At 33.0% G+C, this 22,531-nt stretch carries 19 protein-coding genes; 12 read left to right on the top strand and 7 right to left on the bottom strand.

Translation table 11 applies throughout. The features are described 5' to 3' along the window. Nucleotides 1–34 precede the first annotated feature (34 nt). Nucleotides 35–586, top strand: coding sequence for a hypothetical protein (locus EDB96_RS02040; RefSeq protein ID WP_057115741.1), 552 nt, complete (start codon nucleotides 35–37; stop codon nucleotides 584–586). Nucleotides 587–783: 197 nt separating this feature from the next. Next, nucleotides 784–1,269 (top strand): hypothetical protein, encoded by a 486-nt coding sequence (locus EDB96_RS02045; protein WP_134138996.1) that lies wholly within the window; start codon nucleotides 784–786, stop codon nucleotides 1,267–1,269. Between the two features lie 13 nt (nucleotides 1,270–1,282). Here the strand turns inward: EDB96_RS02045 and EDB96_RS02050 are convergent, their stop codons facing one another. Beyond that, nucleotides 1,283–1,636 carry a hypothetical protein gene (locus EDB96_RS02050; protein ID WP_134138997.1) on the bottom strand — a complete coding sequence of 118 codons (354 nt, stop codon included), beginning with the start codon at nucleotides 1,634–1,636 and terminating at the stop codon, nucleotides 1,283–1,285. A gap of 63 nt (nucleotides 1,637–1,699) precedes the next feature. Beyond that, entirely contained in the window at nucleotides 1,700–2,674 is a 975-nt protein-coding gene (locus EDB96_RS02055; RefSeq protein WP_134138998.1) for a polyprenyl synthetase family protein, read from the bottom strand. 266 nt (nucleotides 2,675–2,940) lie between these two features. On the opposite strand from EDB96_RS02055, the gene EDB96_RS02060 reads away from it, so the two are divergent. The 6 genes from EDB96_RS02060 to EDB96_RS02085 all read left to right on the top strand — a co-directional run bounded on the left by EDB96_RS02060 (nucleotide 2,941) and on the right by EDB96_RS02085 (nucleotide 11,456). Next, the gene (locus EDB96_RS02060; protein ID WP_057115752.1) at nucleotides 2,941–3,462 is read left to right on the top strand and encodes a YceI family protein; all 522 of its coding nucleotides are present in this window, start codon (nucleotides 2,941–2,943) and stop codon (nucleotides 3,460–3,462) included. 109 nt (nucleotides 3,463–3,571) lie between these two features. Continuing rightward, nucleotides 3,572–4,171 carry a TetR/AcrR family transcriptional regulator gene (locus tag EDB96_RS02065; protein ID WP_057115993.1) on the top strand — a complete coding sequence of 200 codons (600 nt, stop codon included), beginning with the start codon at nucleotides 3,572–3,574 and terminating at the stop codon, nucleotides 4,169–4,171. A 95-nt stretch (nucleotides 4,172–4,266) separates the two neighbouring features. After that, nucleotides 4,267–5,601, top strand: a complete 1,335-nt coding sequence (locus EDB96_RS02070; RefSeq protein ID WP_134139000.1) for a TolC family protein — start codon at nucleotides 4,267–4,269, stop codon at nucleotides 5,599–5,601. 9 nt (nucleotides 5,602–5,610) lie between these two features. After that, on the top strand, nucleotides 5,611–6,678 hold the full coding sequence (locus EDB96_RS02075; RefSeq protein ID WP_057115756.1) for an efflux RND transporter periplasmic adaptor subunit: 1,068 nt from the start codon (nucleotides 5,611–5,613) through the stop codon (nucleotides 6,676–6,678). 90 nt (nucleotides 6,679–6,768) lie between these two features. Continuing rightward, nucleotides 6,769–9,945: an efflux RND transporter permease subunit gene (locus tag EDB96_RS02080; protein WP_057115758.1), complete on the top strand. Its 3,177-nt coding sequence runs from the start codon at nucleotides 6,769–6,771 to the stop codon at nucleotides 9,943–9,945. A gap of 260 nt (nucleotides 9,946–10,205) precedes the next feature. Further along, entirely contained in the window at nucleotides 10,206–11,456 is a 1,251-nt protein-coding gene (locus tag EDB96_RS02085; protein ID WP_057115761.1) for a TCR/Tet family MFS transporter, read from the top strand. A gap of 84 nt (nucleotides 11,457–11,540) precedes the next feature. Here EDB96_RS02085 and EDB96_RS02090 read toward each other — a convergent pair whose 3' ends face one another. The 5 genes from EDB96_RS02090 to EDB96_RS02110 all read right to left on the bottom strand — a co-directional run bounded on the left by EDB96_RS02090 (nucleotide 11,541) and on the right by EDB96_RS02110 (nucleotide 18,237). After that, nucleotides 11,541–11,978 carry a retropepsin-like aspartic protease gene (locus tag EDB96_RS02090; RefSeq protein WP_057115763.1) on the bottom strand — a complete coding sequence of 146 codons (438 nt, stop codon included), beginning with the start codon at nucleotides 11,976–11,978 and terminating at the stop codon, nucleotides 11,541–11,543. Beyond that, nucleotides 11,914–14,589, bottom strand: coding sequence for a CHAT domain-containing protein (locus EDB96_RS02095; RefSeq protein ID WP_134139001.1), 2,676 nt, complete (start codon nucleotides 14,587–14,589; stop codon nucleotides 11,914–11,916). The genes EDB96_RS02090 and EDB96_RS02095 overlap by 65 nt, the downstream gene beginning before the upstream one ends. Nucleotides 14,590–14,708: 119 nt before the next feature. Next, nucleotides 14,709–16,661 carry a PKD domain-containing protein gene (locus tag EDB96_RS02100; protein WP_134139002.1) on the bottom strand — a complete coding sequence of 651 codons (1,953 nt, stop codon included), beginning with the start codon at nucleotides 16,659–16,661 and terminating at the stop codon, nucleotides 14,709–14,711. 111 nt (nucleotides 16,662–16,772) lie between these two features. Beyond that, nucleotides 16,773–17,756 (bottom strand): hypothetical protein, encoded by a 984-nt coding sequence (locus EDB96_RS02105; RefSeq protein WP_134139003.1) that lies wholly within the window; start codon nucleotides 17,754–17,756, stop codon nucleotides 16,773–16,775. A gap of 181 nt (nucleotides 17,757–17,937) precedes the next feature. Next, nucleotides 17,938–18,237, bottom strand: a complete 300-nt coding sequence (locus EDB96_RS02110) for a hypothetical protein (protein WP_057115994.1) — start codon at nucleotides 18,235–18,237, stop codon at nucleotides 17,938–17,940. A 129-nt stretch (nucleotides 18,238–18,366) separates the two neighbouring features. Here EDB96_RS02110 and EDB96_RS02115 point away from each other — a divergent pair, with 129 nt between their 5' ends. The 4 genes from EDB96_RS02115 to EDB96_RS02130 all read left to right on the top strand — a co-directional run bounded on the left by EDB96_RS02115 (nucleotide 18,367) and on the right by EDB96_RS02130 (nucleotide 22,508). Then, the gene (locus EDB96_RS02115; RefSeq protein WP_134139005.1) at nucleotides 18,367–18,951 is read left to right on the top strand and encodes an RNA polymerase sigma factor; all 585 of its coding nucleotides are present in this window, start codon (nucleotides 18,367–18,369) and stop codon (nucleotides 18,949–18,951) included. Nucleotides 18,952–18,953: 2 nt separating this feature from the next. Then, entirely contained in the window at nucleotides 18,954–19,679 is a 726-nt protein-coding gene (locus tag EDB96_RS02120) for a tetratricopeptide repeat protein (RefSeq protein ID WP_134139006.1), read from the top strand. 149 nt (nucleotides 19,680–19,828) lie between these two features. After that, nucleotides 19,829–21,493, top strand: coding sequence for a S41 family peptidase (locus EDB96_RS02125; RefSeq protein WP_134139007.1), 1,665 nt, complete (start codon nucleotides 19,829–19,831; stop codon nucleotides 21,491–21,493). A 235-nt stretch (nucleotides 21,494–21,728) separates the two neighbouring features. Continuing rightward, entirely contained in the window at nucleotides 21,729–22,508 is a 780-nt protein-coding gene (locus EDB96_RS02130; RefSeq protein WP_134139008.1) for a TatD family hydrolase, read from the top strand. Nucleotides 22,509–22,531: the final 23 nt, after the last annotated feature.

Here is a 22,531-nt window from a genome sequence, read left to right on the forward strand (position 1 = left end):
TTTACGTAAAAATTTGTTAAAATAAACGTTAACTATGAATAAAATTCAATTTTCAATCGATTGCAGATATTTATTTGTGATTTTGACAGCCTTATTCTCAAGTTATTCTATTGCACAACAAAAATATGTTATTGACAACAGTAATCATTTCTGGGAAAAAGTACAATTTGGCGGCGGATTAGGTTTAGGAATTGGTTCTGGTTATACTGATATTTCTGTAATGCCAAGTGCCATTTACAATGTTAACGAAATTGTTGCCGTTGGTCTCGGTTTACAATTTGGTTACTTAAACTCAAGAAACTATTATGAATCGTATGTTTATGGCGGAAGCGTAATTACGCTTGTAAACCCGATTCCTGAACTTCAATTATCCGCAGAGTTAGAGCAGGTTCGTGTTAACACAGATTATGATTCTACACCATACAGGCCAAGTTATTCTGATAATTTTTGGAACACCGCTCTTTATCTAGGTGCAGGTTACAGAACTGGAAATGTAACTATTGGTGCGCGCTACGATGTTTTGTACGATCCAGACAGAAGTCTTTACGGATCTGGATTTATGCCGTTTGTGAGAGTTTATTTTTAAGTTGCTATCCCGAAGTCTCGGGACTGAGATGCTAAGATTCTAAGGTTATACTAGCTTTTAAAATTATTATAGTTTAAAAAATAAGTTTTTTCTTTCTTTTTAGTTGCTCTTATAATTATCTTTGTAATTGAAAAAAAATTAAAACCAATAATAGATAGGAGGGTTTTAATTATAAATATAAAAGAATCAACTTAAAGATGGGACAGTTGCCAAAAGAAATCGAATTATTTCAAAAAACACTTGAAAGTTTAAAAGGAATAGAAAATGTTTGTAGTGGAATTGATAATTTAGAAGGAATTAAAGGCTCTGAATTAGGAAGTTCATCATTTTCGCATCTTCCTATTGCAACACTTTTAAGGACTGATGGAGGGTTGAATGATGAAGTAATGTTGCAATTTGAATTTACATTAGATCGATCTGTTGAAAGTTTAATTTCGTTAGAGTTTCTTTCTTGGTTTATTCGTGATCATTCAAGAGGAGGAGGTTTAATACAATTGAGAACATTTGCACTTCCTCCAAAAGCAGGGAATTATTCTCAGCTTGGAGAAACTTTAAAATTTCATATTGATTATTTTGTTGAAAATGCACCAGAAACATTACAACCAATTCTTGATAAAATTTCTAATTTAAACACCTCTTTAGAGCTATTTATTAAGCTTTATGAAATACCGTTAAAAGGCTAATTAATTATAGTCTTTATTTGTAATAATTTCGAAACCAAACCTTCTGCCACTCTCTTTTTAAAATCAGAAAAGCGACTTGTTCAGCAAGAATGACTAAATCTGATCCGTCAAGTTTTTTAATTTCGATTTCAGAAACATCAATAATATAAAGAAGGTTCAAATATTCAGCAAATTTATACTGAATCATTCTGTAGATTTTTTCGTGAAGCTGGATTTTTAATTCGTCGGGTGAAATGCTCAAAGGGAAGTCAATTCCTTCATTTGCCAAATTAAAATCTTTATTAATCTGCTCAATCAGGTTTAAATATAGAGTCTCTGCTTGTGCTTGTTCTAAAAGTGCTTCTGTACTAATTGGTGCTACAAACATATTTATTTTAGATTTTAGATTGCTGATTTATGATTGTAGGATTTTTTTACTGAAAACTGATTACTAAACCTTACGTCCCATTAAATTTTCGCCGAAAGTTCTTAAAACATTTTTCTTTTCAGCATTAATTTCCATTTTTTCTAAAGTTTCGAAAGCTTTAAAAGTATACATTTCGATTGCTTCTTGTGTGGCTTTTGAAGCTCCAGATTCGTTAAAAATGGCTTTGGCAGTTTCTATTTTTTCTGAATTATCTTCTAATTGTAAGCTGAATAATTTTTCTAATTCTTGAGCTTTTTCTGTAGAAGAAAACTCTAAAGCTTTTAGATATAAATAGGTTTTTTTGTTTTCAATAATATCGCCTCCAACTTGTTTTCCAAAAGTTTCAGGGTCACCAAAAGCATCTAAATAATCATCCTGCAATTGGAAAGCCAATCCTAAATTAAGTCCAAAATCATAGATTAAATCAGCTTCTTTTTCAGAAGTTTTGGCAACAATTGCACCCATTTTCATGGCAGCGGCAACCAAAACAGCTGTTTTGTATTCAATCATCTTTAAATATTCGGGAATCGTAACATCTTTACGAGTTTCGAAATCAACATCCCATTGTTGTCCTTCGCAAACCTCAAGAGCCGTTTTACTAAATAATTTTGCCAGGTTTCTAAAAACTATCGGTTCGTATTGTTCAAAATATTGATAAGCTAAAATAAGCATGGCGTCTCCTGAAAGTATTCCAGTATTTAAATCCCATTTTTCATGAACTGTAACTTGTCCTCTTCGCAAAGGCGCATCATCCATAATATCATCATGAACCAGCGAAAAATTATGGAAAACTTCGACGGCCATTGCAGCTGGAAGTGCAGCATCGTACTCGGTATCAAAAACTTCAGCAGCCATTAAAGTTAAAACAGGACGTATGCGTTTTCCGCCAAGTCCTAAAATATATTCAATAGGTTCGTAAAGGTTTTTAGGTTCTTTATGTATGTCTTGTTTTTTAAGATAACTAATAAAAAAATCCTGGTACTGGCTAATATCGTGCATAATGAAATTCTGATTTACGAGCCTCAAAGATACAATTCAATTATGAATTTTCGCTTTCTAAATTTCATTTGCTGAGAAAACATTAAAATTTAAAATAAAAACGACTAAGAATGAATTTATTAAAATATTTTTTAAAAAACTTGGAAACTTTTTTGGTATTTACAGTTTCCTGTCTATATTTGCAGCATCAAAATGGAAACTTGAAACACTGTGAAAGTTTCCATAAGAGTTTGGATAATTTATAAACTCATTAAAATCAGTTATTTATGAAAACAACATGGACTTTAGATTCTACTCAATCAGATGTTTTAATTAAAATGAGACATTCGATAATTGCCTATTTAGGAGGAACTACGAACAAATTTGGCGGTTATGTGAGCTTAGAAGACAATGAAATTGAAGATGCATCGGTTGAATTTTCACTTGATATTAATAATAAAACTGAAAGCTTTCAGCAAATTGACACCAATTTACAGCTTCAGGATTTTTTTGATGTAGATGAGCATCCAATCATTAGTTTCAAATCGACTTCATTCCAAAAAGTAAATAACAATATCAATTTCTTTAAGGGAGATTTAACGATAAAAGATGTTACGAGAGTTGTAGAACTTGATGCAGAATTTATAGGAGTGAATACTTATAATGGAGAGAAAAAAGTAGCCTTTGAAATTAAAGGTGAAATTAAGCGTCAGGACTTTGGCTTAGATTATAATTCTTTTCATCATAATGGGGGCTTAGCTCTTGGAAAAGACATTAAGCTAATCGCTAATCTTGAATTTAGCATATAAATCTTATATGTAGGAATAATTTAATGTAAAATTATTACAAATATTACGGAAACTATTTTTTAAATTTTAGTTTCCTAATTATATTTGTATGGCAATTGGGAAAATTAAAATGAAAGAGAAAATCATAGCAAAAGCCAGTGAGCTTTTTTTAAAGCTCGGCTTTAAAAGTGTTACAATGGATGATATTGCAGGAGAAATGTGTATTTCGAAGAAAACGATTTACAAATATTTCTGTAATAAAGAGGTTTTGATTGAAGAGAGCACTTCAATGGTACACAGACAGGTTCATGAAATTATGGATACCATTGTTGCTAAAAATTATAATGCGATTCACGAGAATTTTGAAATTAGAGAAATGTTTCGTGATATGTTTAAAAACAATACGGATACTTCTCCTATCTATCAGTTAAAAAAACATTATCCAGAGATTTATCAAAATATTTTATCTCACGAAATTGAGCAATGCACACAATGTTTTAGAGATAATATTGAAAAGGGAATACGAGAAGAGCTTTACAGACCAGATTTAAATGTAGAAATCTATGTGAGATTTTATTACACATTGATCTTTCATATTAATGAAAATACAGTTTCTGAAAGTGAAGCACAAAGAATAGAGTTAGAAGCATTAGAATATCACACTCGTGCAATGGCAACAGAAAAAGGAGTGCAAGAATTAGAAAAACAGCTTAAAAAAATTATCAATTAATTATTATTCAAAACTATTTGTCATTATTGTTAGAGAGCGGGAAGATAATAATGGCGATACTATCTCAAAATTTAAAAATAAATATTTAACTACATATGAAACGAATAGTTCTTATAGTTTTGTGCACAATTGGCTTATCGGCCAACGCACAAGTAACCACTTTAACCTTAAAAGACGCTGTTAGCTACGCGCTTGTAAATAAAGCCGATGCTAAAAAAGCAAAACTTCAGGTTGAAAACAGTGAATACCAAATTCAAGAAGTACGTTCTAGAGCGTTACCTCAAATTAGCGCAAATGGAAACCTAACTTATAATCCGGTAATTCAAACAACTGTTATTGACGGAGCAGGTTTTGGTGCACCGGGAACTACAATCCAAGCAGCATTTGGTCAAAAATGGACTTCGACTGCAGGGCTTTCTTTAACTCAGGCAATATTTGATCAATCTGTTTTTACAGGATTAAAAGCAGCAAGAACTACACGTGAGTTTTATCAAATAAACGATCAGTTAACAGAAGAACAAGTTATAGAAAGAGTTGCAAATAATTACTATTCTGTTTATGTACAAAAAGAAAGATTGGTTTTGTTAGACAGCAATTACGTAAACACAACTAAAGTTCGTGATATCGTAAAAGGGCAATTTGATAACGGTTTGGCTAAGAAAATTGACTTAGATCGTATTATTGTAAAAATGTCAAATATCGATACAGAACGTCAGCAGATTAAAAACCAAATTGCTTTACAGGAAAATGCTTTGAAGTTTTATATGGGAATGCCTATTGAAACTCAAATCGCGATGCCAAAAGAAGAATTTGAAGTTGTTCCTGCTGCATTAACTGAAGAACCAAATATCGAAAACAGAACAGAATATCTGCTTTTGAAAAAACAAGAAGAGCTTTTAGTATATAATAAAAAGGCTGTTGAAGCTGGATATTATCCAACACTTTCATTAACTGCTGGGTACAACTATATCGGTCAAGGTCCGGAATTTCCTTGGTTTGCAAAACCAGATAAAGGAGTTTACTGGTCAGATTTCTCAGCAATTGGATTAAATCTGCATGTGCCAATCTTTACAGGTTTTGGAACTCGTGCTAAAGTAAGACAAGCTGATGTTCAAATTAGAGAACTTCAGGAAGATATTAAAGACACCAAACTTTCACTTGATTTAGATTATAGAAATGCCATTACACAAATCAATAATAATTTGGTAACAATCGAGAATCAAAAAGAAAACATGCGTTTGGCATCTGAGATCCTTAGCAATACTAAAAACAATTACCTTCAAGGGTTAGCATCTTTAACCGATTTGTTAGACGCTGAAAATGCATCACTTGAAGCTCAAAACAATTATACAAGAGCAGTTTTAAATTATAAAATTGCCGAAATATCTCTAATCAAATCGAAAGGCGAACTTAAATCTCTTATTAAATAACTAATTACAATGAAGAAAATAATTATAACAATCGTAATCATAGCCGTAGCATTTTTCGGGATTAGCTACATATTAAATAAAAATAAGAAAGAAAACGAAGGTAAAACTGCAATCGTAGCAGAGAAAAATGCTGCTGTTTCCGTAAAAGTTGCAACAGTTAAAACAGAAGATGTTAATCTTGGTTTTACTGCAAACGGAAACTTTGCACCAATTCAGGAATTAACTTTCTCTGCAGAAAAATCTGGAAAAGTAATTAGTGTTTTAGCAAAAGAAGGTGACTACGTAAGAGTAGGACAAACTCTTTTAACAGTAAGAGGTGACGTTATTAATGTAAACGCGCAACAAGCTCAGGCAGTTTATCAAAATGCAAAATCTGATTATGCGAGATACGAAAATGCTTTTAAAACAGGTGGTGTTACAAAACAACAATTAGATCAGGCAAAATTGGCTTTGACAAATGCTCAGTCTAATTTGACACAAGCAAATATTAATGTTGGAGATACTAAAGTAAAAGCACCAATTAATGGATACATCAATAAAAAATATATTGAGCCAGGTTCTATTTTAGCTGGAATGCCTGCAACTGCTTTGTTTGATATCGTAAATGTTTCTAAATTAAAATTGGCAGTTACAGTAAACGAAAGCCAAGTAGCAAGTTTAAAATTAGGAAATACAGTAAACATTACAGCAAGTGTTTATCCTGATAAAACATTCTCTGGAAAAATCACTTTCATTGCTTCAAAAGCAGATGCTTCATTAAACTTCCCAGTTGAAATTGAAATCACAAACAATGCTAATAACGACTTAAAAGCAGGTATGTACGGAACTGCAAACTTTGGTTCAAACAACCAAAAACAAAACTTGAAAGTGGTTCCTAGAAATGCATTTGTTGGAAGTGTAAGCAGCAACGAAATTTTCGTAGTTGAAAATAACGTGGCAAAATTGAAAAAAGTGGTTGCTGGAAGAATCTTAGGAGACAAGGTTGAAATCATCAATGGTTTGAATGACGGAGATACTGTAATTGTTACAGGTCAAATCAATTTACAAGACGGAAATACAGTAGAAATTATTAAGTAATTGTACGCTTTAAGCCGTAAGCAATAAACTTTAAGCCTTAATAAAAGCCTAAAGCCTACAGCGTATAGCCTACAGCAAAAAACAACATATATGAAATTAGCCGAAATATCCATAAAACGTCCGTCGTTAGTAATTGTATTGTTTACAATTCTGATTCTTGGTGGATTGTTCAGTTACAGCCAATTAGGCTACGAGCTGATCCCAAAATTCGAAACCAATGTTATTACGGTTTCAACTGTTTATCCGGGTGCTTCTCCAAGTGAGGTTGAAAATACCGTAACAAAGAAAATTGAGGATGCGATTGCATCTTTGGAAAATATCAAAAAAATTGACTCGAAATCTTATGAGAGTTTATCTGTAGTGTCAATTACATTGCTTTCTACTGCAAATGTTGATATTTCGATGAATGATGCGCAGCGAAAAATTAATGCTATTTTGAGTGATTTACCAGATGATGCTGATCCGCCTTCGTTAACCAAATTCTCTTTGAGTGATTTACCAATTATGACGCTTGGTGCGAATGGTAAAATGGACGAAGCTGCTTTTTATGATTTGATTGATAAAAAGATTGCTCCAGTTTTATCTCGTGTGCAAGGTGTTGCCCAGGTAAACATTATTGGTGGGCAGGAACGTGAGATTCAGGTAAATCTTGATGCTGTTAAAATGCAGGGTTACGGACTTTCTGTTCCTCAAGTACAGCAGACAATTTTAACTTCGAATCTGGATTTCCCTACAGGTAACATCCAAACTCGTAACCAAAAAATATTAATTCGTTTAGCGGGTAAATATAAAAATGTTGATGAATTAAGAAATTTAGTAGTTTCTTCACAAAACGGAATTCAAGTTCGTTTAGGAGATATTGCTGATGTTCAGGATACACAAAAAATCGCGGAAAAAATTGCGCGTGTTGATCAAAAAAGTGCAATTGTACTTCAAATTGTAAAACAATCAGATGCAAATGCCGTTGCGGTAAGTGAGCAATTGGTTAAAACAATCAAAACCTTAGAGAGCGATTACAAATCAGCTCAATTGAAGTTAGATGTCGCAAAAGACAGTACTATATTTACACTTGAAGCAGCAGATTCTGTTGTACACGATTTATTAATTGCGGTTATTCTGGTAGCATTTGTAATGTTGTTCTTCTTGCACAGTATTAGAAACTCATTGATTGTAATGGTATCTATTCCTGCCTCTTTGATCGCTACATTTATTGGAATCTATTTATTAGGTTATACCCTTAACTTAATGAGCTTACTTGGTTTATCTCTTGTTGTTGGTATTCTTGTGGATGATGCCATCGTGGTATTGGAGAATATTTACCGACACATGGAGATGGGTAAAAGCCGAATTCGTGCGTCTTACGACGGAACTGCCGAAATTGGCGGTACAGTAACCTCGATTACATTAGTAATTGTGGTGGTGTTCTTACCAATTGCAATGAGTACAGGATTGGTATCAAACATTATTACGCAATTCTGTGTTACGGTAATTATATCTACAATGTTCTCATTGTTGGCTTCATTTACTATTATTCCGTGGTTATCTTCACGTTTTGGAAAATTAGAGCATATTGAAGGTAAAAATCTTTTCGGTAAAGTTATCCTTGGATTTGAAAGCTATTTAACTCGTTTTACGAACTGGGTATCAAACTTACTAAACTGGTGTTTAGATCATTATGTTAAAACAATTGTAATTGTATTAGTAATGTTCTTTGGTTCAATCTTCTGGTTAATGGGAGGTGGATATATTGGAGGAGAGTTCTTCGCATCATCTGATAGTGGTGAATTCTTAGTACAAATCGAGATGCCAAAAGATGCTTCGTTAGAGCAGACTAACTTTATGACGCAAAAAGCAGAAGCTTTCTTAAAAGGAGAGAAGTATGTTTTCAGTCAAATTACAACTGTAGGACAAACCAGTGAAGGTTTAGGAGCTGCTCAGGCAACTGCTTACAAAGCTGAGATCGATGTTAAAATGATCGAGCAAAAAGATCGTACAGATGATGCGAACGTTTATGCTGCTAAAACAAAGCGTAAGCTGGAGAAAATCTTAGTTGGAGCTAAAGTAAAAACAGTTCCTGTAGGTATCTTAGGTACGGCTGAGGATGCAACTTTAGGTTTGATCGTTACAGGTCCAAACGTAGAAAGTGCCATGAAATTTGCAAAATTAGCTGAAGCTGAATTACGTACAATTCCTGGAACAACTGAGATCAAATTAACAGTTGAAGACGGAAACCCAGAGATTAACGTTCAGGTTGATAGAGATAAAATGGCTGCTTTAGGACTTACACTTCAAACGGTAGGTTTAACAATGCAGACAGCTTACAGCGGTAATACTGATGGTAAATTTAGAGCAGGTGAATACGAATACGACATCAATATCAAATACAACGAATTTGATAGAAAAAACATTACCGATGTTAGTAATTTGATTTTTATAAACAACGCAGGTCAGCAAATTAAATTAAATCAGTTTGCTACAATTACAGAAGGTTCTGGACCGAGTAAATTAGAGCGTAGAGATAAAACAGCTTCTGTAACCGTACAAGGACAGAACGTTGGGGTGCCAGCCGGAACAATTGTAACACAATGGCAGGAAAAATTAGATAAATTACAAAAACCAACAGGTGTTAACTACATCTGGGGTGGTGACCAAGAAAACCAATCAGAAGGTTTTGGTACATTAGGAATCGCATTATTAGCGGCTATTATTTTGGTTTACCTTGTAATGGTTGGTTTATATGATAGTTTCGTTCACCCGTTTGTTGTATTGTTTGCAATTCCGCTTTCATTTATTGGAGTATTATTTGCACTGGCATTAACAAACAACACATTAAATATCTTTACAATCTTAGGGGTCATCATGTTGATTGGTCTGGTGTGTAAGAATGCGATCATGCTTGTCGATTATACCAATCAGCGAAGAGCTGCTGGAGAATCGATCAGAACAGCATTAATCCAAGCAAACCACGCACGTTTACGTCCGATCTTGATGACAACAATTGCGATGGTATTTGGTATGTTCCCAATTGCATTAGCATCTGGAGCTGGAGCAGAATGGAAAAATGGATTAGCTTGGGTAATTATTGGAGGTTTGATTTCTTCATTATTCCTAACGTTAATTGTAGTTCCTGTAATCTATGATATCATGGAGAAAATCATTAGAAAATTCTCTAAAGGAGAAAAAATCGATTACGAAGCTGAAATGGTTGCCGATTATGAGCATACAGAATTAAGCGAAGACGGTTTTAATCCGAAACATACTCATTAATAGTTTTGATTTTCAATAGAAATTCCAAAGTCCGAAATTGGAATTTCCCCATTAAAATCCCAAGTTCCTTCAATTAGGAATTTGGGATTTTTTTGATTCTTGAAAAATATAGAGATAATTTTAAATCATTCAATAATGAAATTCAAGTCTTTCAAATTGGAAATTGGAATTTTAGTATTGGAATTTTAACCTTGAGATTTGGATTTTTTCTATTGTTAATTTAAAAATATGTTTATTTGCATCACCTTACTAAACTTACTATGCTACAAAAAGATAAATCTGCAGCAATTGGTTTTATTTTCATAACCATGTTAATTGATATTACAGGGTGGGGAATTATAATTCCCGTAATTCCAAAATTGATTGAAGAATTGATTCATGGAGATATCAGCGAAGCCGCAAAAATTGGCGGCTGGTTAACTTTCGCATATGCGATCACACAATTCGTTTTTGCTCCAGTAATTGGAAATTTAAGTGATAAATTCGGAAGAAGACCAATTATATTAATTTCACTTTTCGGATTTTCTTTAGATTATATTTTACTGGCTTTTTCGCCTACAATTATCTGGCTTTTTATAGGAAGAATTATTGCAGGAATTACGGGCGCGAGTATTACAACTGCTTCTGCATATATTGCAGATGTCAGTACGGCAGAAAACAGAGCTAAAAACTTTGGATTGATTGGTGCCGCTTTTGGATTAGGATTTATTATTGGTCCCGTTATTGGCGGATTATTAGGACAATACGGATCAAGAGTTCCTTTCTACGCAGCAGCAGTTTTGTGTATGGTCAATTTCCTTTACGGATTTTTCATTTTACCAGAATCACTTAAAAAAGAAAACCGCAGACCTTTTGACTGGAAACGTGCTAATCCTGTTGGAGCTATTTTAGGCTTAAGAAAACATCCAACACTAATAGGTTTAATCGCAGCTATATTTTTATTATACGTTGGTTCTCATGCCGTACAAAGCAACTGGAGTTTTTTTACCATTTATCAGTTCAATTGGGATGAACGAATGATCGGAATTTCATTAGGAATAATTGGTCTTTTAGTTGGAGTTGTGCAAGGTGGATTGGTTCGTTTTATCAACCCGAGAATAGGAAACGAAAAAAGTATTTACATTGGTTTGGCGTTATATACAATTGGAATGCTGTTGTTTGCTTTTGCAACAGAAAGCTGGATGATGTTCGTATTTTTAATTCCATATTGTCTTGGCGGAATCGCTGGTCCAGCTCTACAATCTGTTGTGGCGAGTAAAGTTGCGCCAAGCGAACAAGGAGAAATTCAAGGGACTTTGACCAGTTTAATGAGCGCGTCTTCAATCATTGGTCCGCCTATGATGGCGAATACCTTTTATTTTTTTACACATAGTGATGCACCTTTTAAATTTGCCGGAGCGCCATTTATTTTGGGTGGAGCTTTAATGCTGCTAAGTACTGTTGTAGCTTATTTTTCGTTGAAAAAACATACTGTTCCCAAAATAGAAATTGATAATCAAGAAACAGTATAAAACTAAAAAAGTCTTCATTCTAATGGAGACTTTTTTATTTGGAATTTGGAATTTGGAATTTGGAATTTGGAATTTGGAATTTTTCTATTTAAGGTACAAATAATGATTAAAATAATCAATTATAGCTTTTCCTTCCAATAAAACATCGGCACCAATAATACCATGAACAGGTTTAGCTTTAAAAGATTCTAGAGCTTCGTTTACATGAGAAAGATCAAAAATAACAATACTGAAATCCTTGTTTTTCCAAGATCCTAACTGCAATTTATTTTGAGACGAAATCTGCGTTTTCATGCCGCTTCCGCCTGCTCCAGATGCTTTTGTTTTTGAATTTTTTGCAGCCAATTCAAAAAGTTCAATACTTTCAAAACCTACGCAGGTATTAGACGCGCCGGTATCTAAAATGAAATTTCCAGAAACGCCGTTAATTTTGGCTTTTATCTGTAAATGCTGCGTTTTAGTTATCTTGAATTTTATTTTTTTGTAATTCTCTGTTTTGAGAATTTCGTGAAGATTTTCCATTTCTGTAATGATTGAAAACCAAAAATAAGCCAATTACAGCCAAAAAACTAATGATATAGAAGATATAATTTGTTGGTTTTTCTGCTTCTTCAATAGTTCCGTAATACACAAAAGCACTCCAATAATAAGGTGACTTTTTTGCATTGGGAATTGATTTATTGTTTAAATAATCCAGTTTTGCATTGGTATTAGCTTCAAAATAAGGAACATCTTTTTGAATGTTTTTATAAAAATCCGACATAAAAACCGAAGTCGTAAAATCATTTACTTTCCATAAAGAAAATAATAAATTTTGTGCTCCTGCAAATTGAAAACCTCTAGCAATACTCATTGCGCCTTCTGCTTTATACAATTTACCAATACCGGTTTCGCAGGCACTTAAAACCACTAAATCTGGATTGATATGAAGATTATATAATTCAGAATACAGAATTTCCTGATCGGAAAATTTAATACTTGCAGGAGTTTCAATATCGCCAGAAGATGCATGTGTACTCAAATGAAGCATGGAATAGTGAGAGGCATTGTTTTTAAAATTAGTAAAACTTGCATTTGAATTTTCTAAATATTTTCCGCTAAAATTACTTCGGATAGATTCCATTTCTTTCTTGGAGTAACGAAGTTCAAAAGCCGATTTCTCAAAAACAGGAAAAATTCCTAAAACCGTTTTTTTCGAGTTAGAAATTGGTTTTGAGTTGAGGTAAATATTTGCCGACGTATTATAAGCAATCTTGAAATCGTTCAATAAATAATTCATTTTGCTAAAATTCGTCGTATTTGATTCTCGAGTGATTAAAGCTTCAAAAGGAAGAAAATTTAAAATTCCGTCAGGAACAATTATCAGATTTTGGTTAACATAATTGGTAGGCAATTTCAATACATCATAAGCTATTTTAGCATAATGATTATAGCCAGAAATATCATTTGTAATTGCTTCAGGACTATTAAAATAGTTTATGAATTGAACAATTTTTGGAATTGCAATATCAGTAATATTAATATGGTTTAAAGCAATTCGGTTGTTTTGTAAAATGAAGAAATAGAGATTTTCGGATCCCATAAGATAATAAACCATCATCGCTTTATCATTTTCCAATTTCTTAAATAATGCTTTCAAATCACATTTTTCAGGAATGTAATCTGGGTTTTCAGATTGGATTTTTTTTAGTGAAATCATCAATTCATTTTGCTTTTTTATAAATTGATTGATCTTCAAAATATCAGCAGAATCTCCTTTTTGCTGTTCTTTTATAATATTATTATTTAGATTTTGAAGTTTGTATAAAAGTTGTTTTTCTTCTGTCGAAGCATTTTTAATAGTAGAGTGATAACTTTTTAAAATTCCAGCTTTTGTATTTTCAGCCAATTGAAAAGCCTTTTCCAAATATGAAGTTTTGCCTTCTTTTTTAAACAATTCATTACAAATAGAAATGCATTTTTCGGTACGATTTCGAGATCGCAGCTGCATCAGGATTTTAGAATTTTCATAAATCAAACTATTCATCATTAAATCTTCGATATAAAAAGACATATCAAAAGCTATAAGTGCCTTTTTTGGCTGATTTATCCTTAAAATTTCGGCCTGAAGATCGAGCGCATCAACTAAGACTGTTTCTGCATACAATTGATTTTTCGCTGGAAGAATATTTTTTGAATTGTAATTTGGAATCAATGTTTTAAAAACGACAGCAATTTGCTTTGTACTTTCTTCATATTTTTCTTCATCAAAAAGCAGTAAAGCTTTTTCATAATAAAGTTTAGCTAGTTTTCTAGGCTGCTGATTTGCTGTCTGCAAAAATAATTTTTCAGCTTTTTCTAAATAAGATTTTGCAGCATCAAAATTTTGTCTTTGACGATTTAGAACAGCAAGATTTCGATAAGAATTCGATAAGGTTTCCAATTGATTTTTTTCGGTTTGAAGATATTTTATCGAAGATTCAAATGCTTTCGTAGCGTTTTGATGAGTTTCTGGTCTCATTAAATCTCCTGTAGAACTTAGCAGATAATTATTCCCCAGATTATTCCATAAAATTCCCTTTTGCAAATTGGATAATTTCTCCGTTTTTAAAGTCTTCTCTAAAAGTTCAATAGCCAAAGAAATTTTGCCTGAACTCTGATAAACATTTGATAAATTAAGAATTGCGGCAAACTTTTGTTTTTTTGTGTCAGGATAATTTTTAGAAGAATTTACGATAAAAAAGTATTGTTTTATGGTATTTTCTGCACTGTCATAGTCGCCTAAAACGGTATATAAATTTCCCAAAGGTTTTAAGCAGAACTCAATAATGTCGTAATCGCTTAGTTTATATTTTTGATAGATTTGCCACGCTTTTTCATAACTCGAAATCGCATTTTGAGTCTGCCCAAACTGATTTTCATAATATGCTTTATTGCAGTTTAAAATCACTATAGTCAGTAATTCATCTTTGGTTTTAGGTTTAGCGCTTTTCCAAAAATCACTTTCAATATTTCTTAAATTTTGTAACGCTTCCGCGGAAGGATGAGCCGTAAAACTATCAATCGCATTATAAATTTTCTCAGCCTGATTTTGTCCAAAAACATTTAGACTCAGGAAAAGGAAAATAAAACCATATAAGCGATATAAGTTCATGTTAAGCTGTTTTTTTATTTCAAAGAGATTCGCAAAGAGAACTCAGAGAGGCACAAAATACGTTTATTTACTTTGTAAGTCTTTGCGAAAAATCTTTGCGTATCTCTGCGGCACAATCTCTAAAACTTCCAAATTCCATAAAACTGAAAATAATTGAAATTCTGTTCAAAATTAATCACATATCGCGCGCCCAAACTCGGACCAATTCTGGCAAAACCAGCTGTAAAATCAAGCAGTAATCCAGTTTTAAAATTGGTAAAAGATTCTTTAGACGAACTCGATTCTGAGCGGGTATTGATAATATATTTATCGCTGTCACCTTCAAAAAGATCTATTGTTCGATTGTAATTTTGTTGGGATGAAACATCAAAATTAGCCTGAATTCCAGCCCCGACTCCAAAGTAATTATTAATGTTGTAACGAATTAAAACAGGAACTTCCCAATTGACATTTTTGTTTTCTGTTGAGGTGGTAACACGCTGCAATTGTTTTTGTCCGTTAGGATTCAATACAGTTTCAGTTAGTACAGAAATGTCGCTGTCGTATTTATTTAATGCATTTTCCCACTCAACCTGCCAATAAAAGCGATACGATTTAAAAGGCGAAATTGTAGCGCCAACAAAATAACTGGTCGAATTTTCTAAATCTGGATATAAATTGTAACCCGCTTTGGCACCAATCGAAATTCCAGGCAAAAATCGAGTAGTGGCATAATTGGTAATTATCGGTTCATTCTTGTCAAAAATAATGGCGGTTCTGCTTTTGGTTTTTACTTTATGAAAATCTTCTCCAAACTTCATCGAATATTTTACAAAACCTTTTGTAGAATCTTTTTCGTGCACATTTTTCTGTTCGCTTCCTGGGAGATAAATGTTTTTGAAGGTAAAAATGATTTGTTTCTGTTTGATAATCGTGTCTAGACAGCTTATAGTTGGTTCTTCGCCTTTAGGGCAAATTGGACATTCGGGATACATACTTTCAATCTGAAAAGTTTTCTTGTCAAACATATCAGGAATATCAGTTTCCAAGCGAATTTTTCGAGCGGGACCTTCTCCGTTATTCTGAAAACGGGTTTTAAAATTTACCCTTTTAAAACGTACCAGTCTATAATTCATAAACCTTCCGTTAGATCCCATTTTGTTTGGATCGTGAGAAGTTACGATTTCCATTTCCAGATTTTTTACTTTATGGTTTTTATAACTTCGATTCGGAACAAAAATACCTCGCATCGTAACCGTTGCACTCGTGTCTTTAATCATTTCAGGAGTAGTTTTGAAAGTATAAAAAACATTTCGCGTTTCTCCTGGATTGGCATCATCAAATTCTAAAATAGAAACATTATGATATGTTTTATTGGCGTCTAATAACGAAGCATCCAAATCTTCTTCTGTAGTTGTATTTCGGTATTTTTTGGTTTTGAAATTTCCTTCAGCGGAAGCCATAAAATTATTCGAATCGTTAAGATCATCAACCGCAGCAACTAAATTTTCTTTTATTTCACGTTCGCCTGCATATGTTCTAAAGTCGCTTAATTCGAAATTGTTGTGTTTGAATTGCTTTTCATTATAAAATAAATAAAGCTTTCCGTTAGAAACATAATTTTCCAGATTTTGATAACTTACTACGACTACCATTTCCTGATCTGGAATAGGATCACAATTCTTAATAATCGCAAACCCATTCTGATCGGCAATTGAAGCGATATCGTTAAAATTCGTATCCGTAATATCATTTACTGCGACTTTCTTCGGGCGGGTTGCAGGAGGTTTCCCGTTGTCGTAATTGTTTGTTACAGCAAGTCTTGTGGTGTAATTTCCTTTCTTTTTGTACACATGTTTGGGTTCTGCTTCTTTACTGTAATGTCCGTCGCCAAGTTCCCATAAATAAGAATAACTTGGTTTTGGTGCACCAGCAATCGGAATCAAAGGCGGTGTTTCAGGCTTAAAAATAACCTGATTTCCGTTTTGTGTAAAACCAATATTGGCTCTTCGGGTTATGGTGTCTTTAACTTTTGTTTGTCCAATAGAATAAATGCTGAATAGAATAAAGAAAATAGACAGTTGTGGTTTCATAACTAGACAGTTTTGGGTTTTAAAATCATCAGAATCAATCTTAAAACAGGATTAAATGTAAAAAAAAGTGATGAGCAAATCACCACTTTTTCTTAAAAAAGCATTTGTAAGTTACTGAATGGCATTAATTGCAGCAACCAGCTGAGCTTCGGTACCGACTGTTGTTTCGGCAAGGGTAAAAGTGTAAACGTCATTGGCAGCAACGGTTACGGATTTTATCGCATATCTCCATTGGCCATTGTCTTCAGTCACAAAAATCACATGACAAGCTAATCCAATAGGAATTTGTCCGTAATGTTCGCTAAATAAACCTGCAGGAGTAAAAGTATCAAGTTTAGCAAGTGCATTTGTTCCTTCGCCGTCGTAAGAAAGGTAAATGGCGCTGTTGTTATTATCATATCCTTCTGGTGCTTTGGCTAAAATTGTTGTTTTTGGTCTAGGATCGCTGTAAAAACGGTCAACATTTGTCCACCCAAAGTTTCCGAATGTTACATAATAATTGTTTCCTTCGCCTTGTACGCCGCCTTTTCCTCCAGTTCCGTCAGCGTTTGGTTTAGCTTCTCTCCAAGCCAATTCTCCAGCTTCATCAATAACACCAGTCCACAAAGTCATTAAATTGTCAAAACCGTCAGTTAAAGCTGTTGGAACAATCATATTTAATGAACAAGAAGTTTGAAGTTCTACACCGCCCTGCGTTGCTTTAATAAAGAATTCACCGCCAGAGATTAATAAATTTTTCTTTCCATCAGAAGTAATTCCCATTGTTGGTTTATTGGTAACCAGCATATTTCCTTTGTCAAAAAGTTCGATATATTCAATATCTACTTGTCCAGTTACGGGATTTCCGTTTTTGGTCAAACAATCTCCGTTAATGTAAAGCTTCACACCCTTTGCGGAAGTTAAAGTTACCACTCCATTTCCCGCGGTTATGGTAAAATTTTGAGTATTCCTTTTTACACCTTTTTCACTAATGCTTTTAAACGCTGCCGAAGTTGGAGGCGAAAGTTTAATATCGTCTCCGTCGCTGTTATCGCAGCTGGCGAAAGTTGACATTGCTATTATTAAAAGACCGATTTTTTTAAAATTTGTTTTCATAATTTCTAGTTTTATAAATCTGGCTTGATTGTTCAAGTGGTTTTCAGATTCTGGTTATTAATTTTATAGTTAAATCAATTTGGGTTTAATTTTGTTACCCTCAGTTTTGAATTATTTTTTAAGCTTATATGGTTATATCAATTGGCTTTAAAATTTGTTACCCATTTATTTGTTTTTTTATTTAGGCAGAAAGGCATTTATCTTCAAATAGATTTCCGTCTTCGTCAACAGCTACGAGAATATCTTTCTTTTGAGAGAAATTTAATATGAGATAAATCCAGACAATTATCCAGAAACCTAAAGTCATACAACTGATAAATAAATGAAGGGAATGATTTATGGCTTTTTTTTCTTTAGACAAAACCACATAAGGGAGTTTCTCATTATGTTCTGTAATTACAAAACCACTGCGAGTTTTGGCTGCGATTATCTCGTAGAATCGATCTGTGTTTTTTTCGTTTACAAATTGGTAACTTTCCATTTCTTTTAATTTTTTAAAGGTTTTTAAAAGACTTTTGTTTTCATAAATACAATTCATTGCATTATTGTTACCCTTTGTTTTGAAGTTTTATGAGATTCTTTTTTTACATTAGTATTAAAATAGCTTTCTATGGATCAAAATAAAATTCATCCTGACCAAAAATATATCGATGGACTTGCCGCAAATGATTCGGTGGTTATTGAAATGATATATAAAAAGTTTGCTCCAAAAGTAGTTTTGTTTATAACCAACAATTCTGGAGATAAGGATCAGGCGCAGGATGTGATTCAGGAAATTATGATACTGCTTTTTAATCAGGCGAAAGCCAATGCGCTTCAATTGACTTGTCCGTTTGATGCTTACTTTTTCTTATTATGCAAAAGACGCTGGCTCAACGAGCTGAAAAAATCATCGAATAAAGGGGTAACAATTCTAGAAGATGTTTTATCTATCAATGAATCTGCGCATGACTTGATTGCACAAACGGAAGAATTTGACGAAAAACAAAAGCTTTTTGACACCATATTTCAGAAATTGGGAGAAAAATGCCAAGAAGTTTTAAAACTCAGTTTTACTTTAAAATCAATGGAAGAAGTGGCCGAAAAACTCAATGTAACTTACGGCTATGTTCGGAAAAAGAAATCGTTATGTGTTGGGCAGTTAACGCAATGGATTCAGGAAGCGAAAAATTTTAACTCTTTAAAAAACAAGTAATCATGAACGAAGAACGCTATATCTTATTTGATCAATATCTTCAAGGCGAACTGACCGTTGATGAAAGAGCTAATTTGGAGAAACAATTGACTGAAGATCCAGAATTGGCATCGGCATTGGAGAGTTTCAAAGAAATGCATTTTCAATTGGAAAATAAATTCGGACAAGAGCAGGATCGAGAAATTTTTAAAGAAAACCTAAGCCGAATTTCAGATAAATATTTTAATAAAAATAAAGGAAAAGTAGCTTCCCTTAAGCCTTGGTATTACGTCGCGGCAGCGTCGGCAGTTATTTTATTCGGATTGTTTTTCTTTGATTATAATGAGAATCCGTCGTTTGATTATTATAATCATCCAGAAAGTGCCTATTTTACTGAAAGAGGTGTTTCTGAAGAAACTTTAAAACAAGCAGAGGATAATTTTAACGGAAAAAGATATGCAAAAGCAATTCCGCTTTTTGAAGCAATTTTAAAAGAAAATACATCTCCTGAAATTCAATATTTCTATGGTATTTCTTTGGTCGAAGAAAGTCAGTATAATAAAGCAGAAACTATTTTTAAAGAATTGCAAGCAGGGAATTCTGCTTACAAGGAAAAAGCAAAATGGAATCTGGCATTATCCAAATTAAAACAAAAAGATTATAAAGCCTGCAAAGAGATTCTTCAGACTATTTCTCAGGATTATGAAGATTATGATGAAGTAGAACAGCTTTTAGATGAGTTGAATTAATTAAAAACAAAAGCAAATTTGAAAATAAATTAAAAAATTTCCTGCTTTTACGTGAAACCTCAATCGAATTTAGATTTTTAGTTCTAAATTCGATTTTGTTTTTATAAGAATTGCTACCAAAACAACCAAAAATTAACCAACCCAATTCGATGAAAAAAATCACATTGTTTCTTTTTATCATTTTTTCTCAAACCATTTTTAGTGCTGCTAAAATTACAGAAGCCGAAAAGCTTTTTGCCACTTGCAAAGTTTGGGGATTTTTAAAGTATTATCATCCAAAAGTTGCTGGAGGAGAAGTCAATTGGGACAATCAATTATTAGAAAAACTGCCAAAAATAGAAAACGCGAAAACAAAAGAAGAGTTTTCATTAATATTGGAAAACTGGATCGACGATCTCGGACCAATAAAAGAAATAGCGCCCATTGCAGTGCCAAAAGATGTAGATTATTTTGATAAAAACTTTGATTTATCTTGGATAAATAGCAATAAGTTACTATCGAAAAAGCTTTCGAAGAAATTGAGATTTATAGAGCAAAATAGATTTCAAGGCGAGCAATTTTACATATACGGAGTAGAAAATGCTGGGAATGTTGGTTTGAGAAATGAAAATCTTAAGCATCCAGATTTTACATATAAGAATTCAAAACTTCGAATGGTATTTATGTATTGGAATTTAGTAGAATATTTTTTTCCTGATAAATATTTAATGGATCAGAAATGGGATATTACTTTAGAAAAAATCATACCAATTGTAATTAAAGCAGATAATCAGGATGATTTTTATGAAGTAATGAGAAAATTGGTATCAAAAATTAATGACAGTCATACGGAGTTTTATGCTTATCTAAATGCAGCAACGCCAAAAATAAGAAACTACTTTCCAGGCAACGGTAAGATCATTGATGATAAACTTATAGTTACAGAAATTTTGGCTGATAGTCTGGCTCAGGCAGATGATATAAAAGTTGGTACCGTAATTACAAAAATAAACGATAAAACAATAAAGGAGCTTATTGCAGAGAATAGAGATTTGATTTGTGCTTCAAATGAACCTAAATATTTAGATAAACTGGCAGAGAAAATTTTAAGAAGTTATACTGATGAGAAAATAAAAATAGAGTTTTTTAAAAACGATAATTATGAGACAAAAACAATGGTTTGGTATAATTATCATGATTCGCACAGAAATGAATTTAAAAAGGGAGCACGAAAAAAGAAGGAAAAATTTAAGCTCTTAGATCATAATATCGGTTATGTTGATATGGGGGTTATTGGCGTTAAAAATATTCCAGATATGATTGAAGCACTAAAAAACACTAAAGCAATTGTTTTTGATATGAGAAATTATCCTAAAGGAACTTTTGAAGCAATAGGAAATTTTTTAAATCCACAAGAAAAGAAATTTGCAATTTACACACATCCAGATTTAAGCTATCCAGGACGATATAAATGGAGCGAAGGAACTTCAATAGGTTTTGATAATAAGGATTATTATAAAGGTAAAGTGGTTCTGTTACTGAATGAAAAAGCACAAAGTCAGGCAGAATGGACTGCGATGTGTTTTCAAACGGCCGTAAATACAACAATTGTTGGAAGTCAGACTTCTGGTGCAGACGGAAATGTTTCAATATTTGATTTCGAAGGATTTAATACACAGTTCTCAGGAATTGGAGTTTATTATCCTGATGGCCGCGAAACCCAAAGAATTGGCATCATTCCTGATATTGAAGTAAAACCAACCATAAAAGGAATTCAGGAAGGAAAAGATGAGGTTTTAGATCGTGCCTTATTGTTTATTGAAACAGGAAAATAATTAAAATAAATGTCATCTTGAGAGAAGTCGAAGGCTCAATAAGCATTTCGAAAAGAATTGGGGGCTTTTGTTTGCTTACTTCGACTTCGCTCAGTATGACAAAATAAAAGATAAAATCAGCAGACCTTTGTCAAAGCTCACAACTTGACAAAGGTCTTCGTTTTTCTATACAAATTCTACAAAATTGCTATTCTTTTAATATTGTCGTAATTTTGACAGCTTTAAAATTATACCCTTGAATTTGAGACCTATTATTACAGATACACACACGCATTTATATTCTGAAGAATTTGATCAGGATCGCGACGAAATGATTCAGCGCGCTATTGATGCCGGCATTACTCGTTTTTTTATTCCGGCAATCGATGCGGCTGCGACACAGTCTATGTACGATTTAGAGAAAAATTATCCTGAAAATATATTCCTGATGATGGGGCTGCATCCTACTTACGTGAAAGATAATTATCTAGACGAATTAGCGCATGTAGAAACTGAATTGTCCAAAAGAAAGTTTTACGCAGTTGGAGAAATCGGGATCGATTTGTACTGGGATAAGACACATCTTAAAGAACAGCAAATCGCTTTTAAGACGCAAATTCAACTGGCAAAACAATACAAACTTCCAATCGTAATTCATTGTCGAGAAGCTTTTGACGAGATCTTCGAAATCTTAGAAGAAGAAAAATCTGAAGATTTGTTTGGGATTTTTCATTGTTTTTCCGGAACTTTAGTACAAGCACAGCAGGCAATTTCCTATAATATGAAATTAGGAATTGGTGGTGTGGTAACATTCAAGAACGGAAAAATTGATCAGTTTTTAAATCAAATTGATTTAAAACATATTGTTTTGGAGACAGATTCGCCTTATTTAGCGCCAATTCCATACAGAGGAAAAAGAAATGAAAGCAGTTATTTAGTCAATGTAATTTCTAAACTGGCAGCTCTATACGATGTTTCTGAAGAAGAGATTGCAGCAGTCACAACTCAAAACTCCAAAGACGTTTTTGGGATTTAATATAATCGTTACTTTAATCTAAT

The sequence above is a fragment of the Flavobacterium sp. S87F.05.LMB.W.Kidney.N genome (assembly GCF_004366435.1).
GTDB lineage: Bacteria > Bacteroidota > Bacteroidia > Flavobacteriales > Flavobacteriaceae > Flavobacterium.

Coding starts and splice junctions, on each gene's coding strand:
- EDB96_RS02040 (WP_057115741.1), top strand. CDS start 35: ATGAATAAAATTCAATTTTCAATCGATTGCAGATATTTATTTGTGATT.
- EDB96_RS02045 (WP_134138996.1), top strand. CDS start 784: ATGGGACAGTTGCCAAAAGAAATCGAATTATTTCAAAAAACACTTGAA.
- EDB96_RS02050 (WP_134138997.1), bottom strand. CDS start 1,636: ATGTTTGTAGCACCAATTAGTACAGAAGCACTTTTAGAACAAGCACAA.
- EDB96_RS02055 (WP_134138998.1), bottom strand. CDS start 2,674: ATGCACGATATTAGCCAGTACCAGGATTTTTTTATTAGTTATCTTAAA.
- EDB96_RS02060 (WP_057115752.1), top strand. CDS start 2,941: ATGAAAACAACATGGACTTTAGATTCTACTCAATCAGATGTTTTAATT.
- EDB96_RS02065 (WP_057115993.1), top strand. CDS start 3,572: ATGAAAGAGAAAATCATAGCAAAAGCCAGTGAGCTTTTTTTAAAGCTC.
- EDB96_RS02070 (WP_134139000.1), top strand. CDS start 4,267: ATGAAACGAATAGTTCTTATAGTTTTGTGCACAATTGGCTTATCGGCC.
- EDB96_RS02075 (WP_057115756.1), top strand. CDS start 5,611: ATGAAGAAAATAATTATAACAATCGTAATCATAGCCGTAGCATTTTTC.
- EDB96_RS02080 (WP_057115758.1), top strand. CDS start 6,769: ATGAAATTAGCCGAAATATCCATAAAACGTCCGTCGTTAGTAATTGTA.
- EDB96_RS02085 (WP_057115761.1), top strand. CDS start 10,206: ATGCTACAAAAAGATAAATCTGCAGCAATTGGTTTTATTTTCATAACC.
- EDB96_RS02090 (WP_057115763.1), bottom strand. CDS start 11,978: ATGGAAAATCTTCACGAAATTCTCAAAACAGAGAATTACAAAAAAATA.
- EDB96_RS02095 (WP_134139001.1), bottom strand. CDS start 14,589: ATGAACTTATATCGCTTATATGGTTTTATTTTCCTTTTCCTGAGTCTA.
- EDB96_RS02100 (WP_134139002.1), bottom strand. CDS start 16,661: ATGAAACCACAACTGTCTATTTTCTTTATTCTATTCAGCATTTATTCT.
- EDB96_RS02105 (WP_134139003.1), bottom strand. CDS start 17,756: ATGAAAACAAATTTTAAAAAAATCGGTCTTTTAATAATAGCAATGTCA.
- EDB96_RS02110 (WP_057115994.1), bottom strand. CDS start 18,237: ATGGAAAGTTACCAATTTGTAAACGAAAAAAACACAGATCGATTCTAC.
- EDB96_RS02115 (WP_134139005.1), top strand. CDS start 18,367: ATGGATCAAAATAAAATTCATCCTGACCAAAAATATATCGATGGACTT.
- EDB96_RS02120 (WP_134139006.1), top strand. CDS start 18,954: ATGAACGAAGAACGCTATATCTTATTTGATCAATATCTTCAAGGCGAA.
- EDB96_RS02125 (WP_134139007.1), top strand. CDS start 19,829: ATGAAAAAAATCACATTGTTTCTTTTTATCATTTTTTCTCAAACCATT.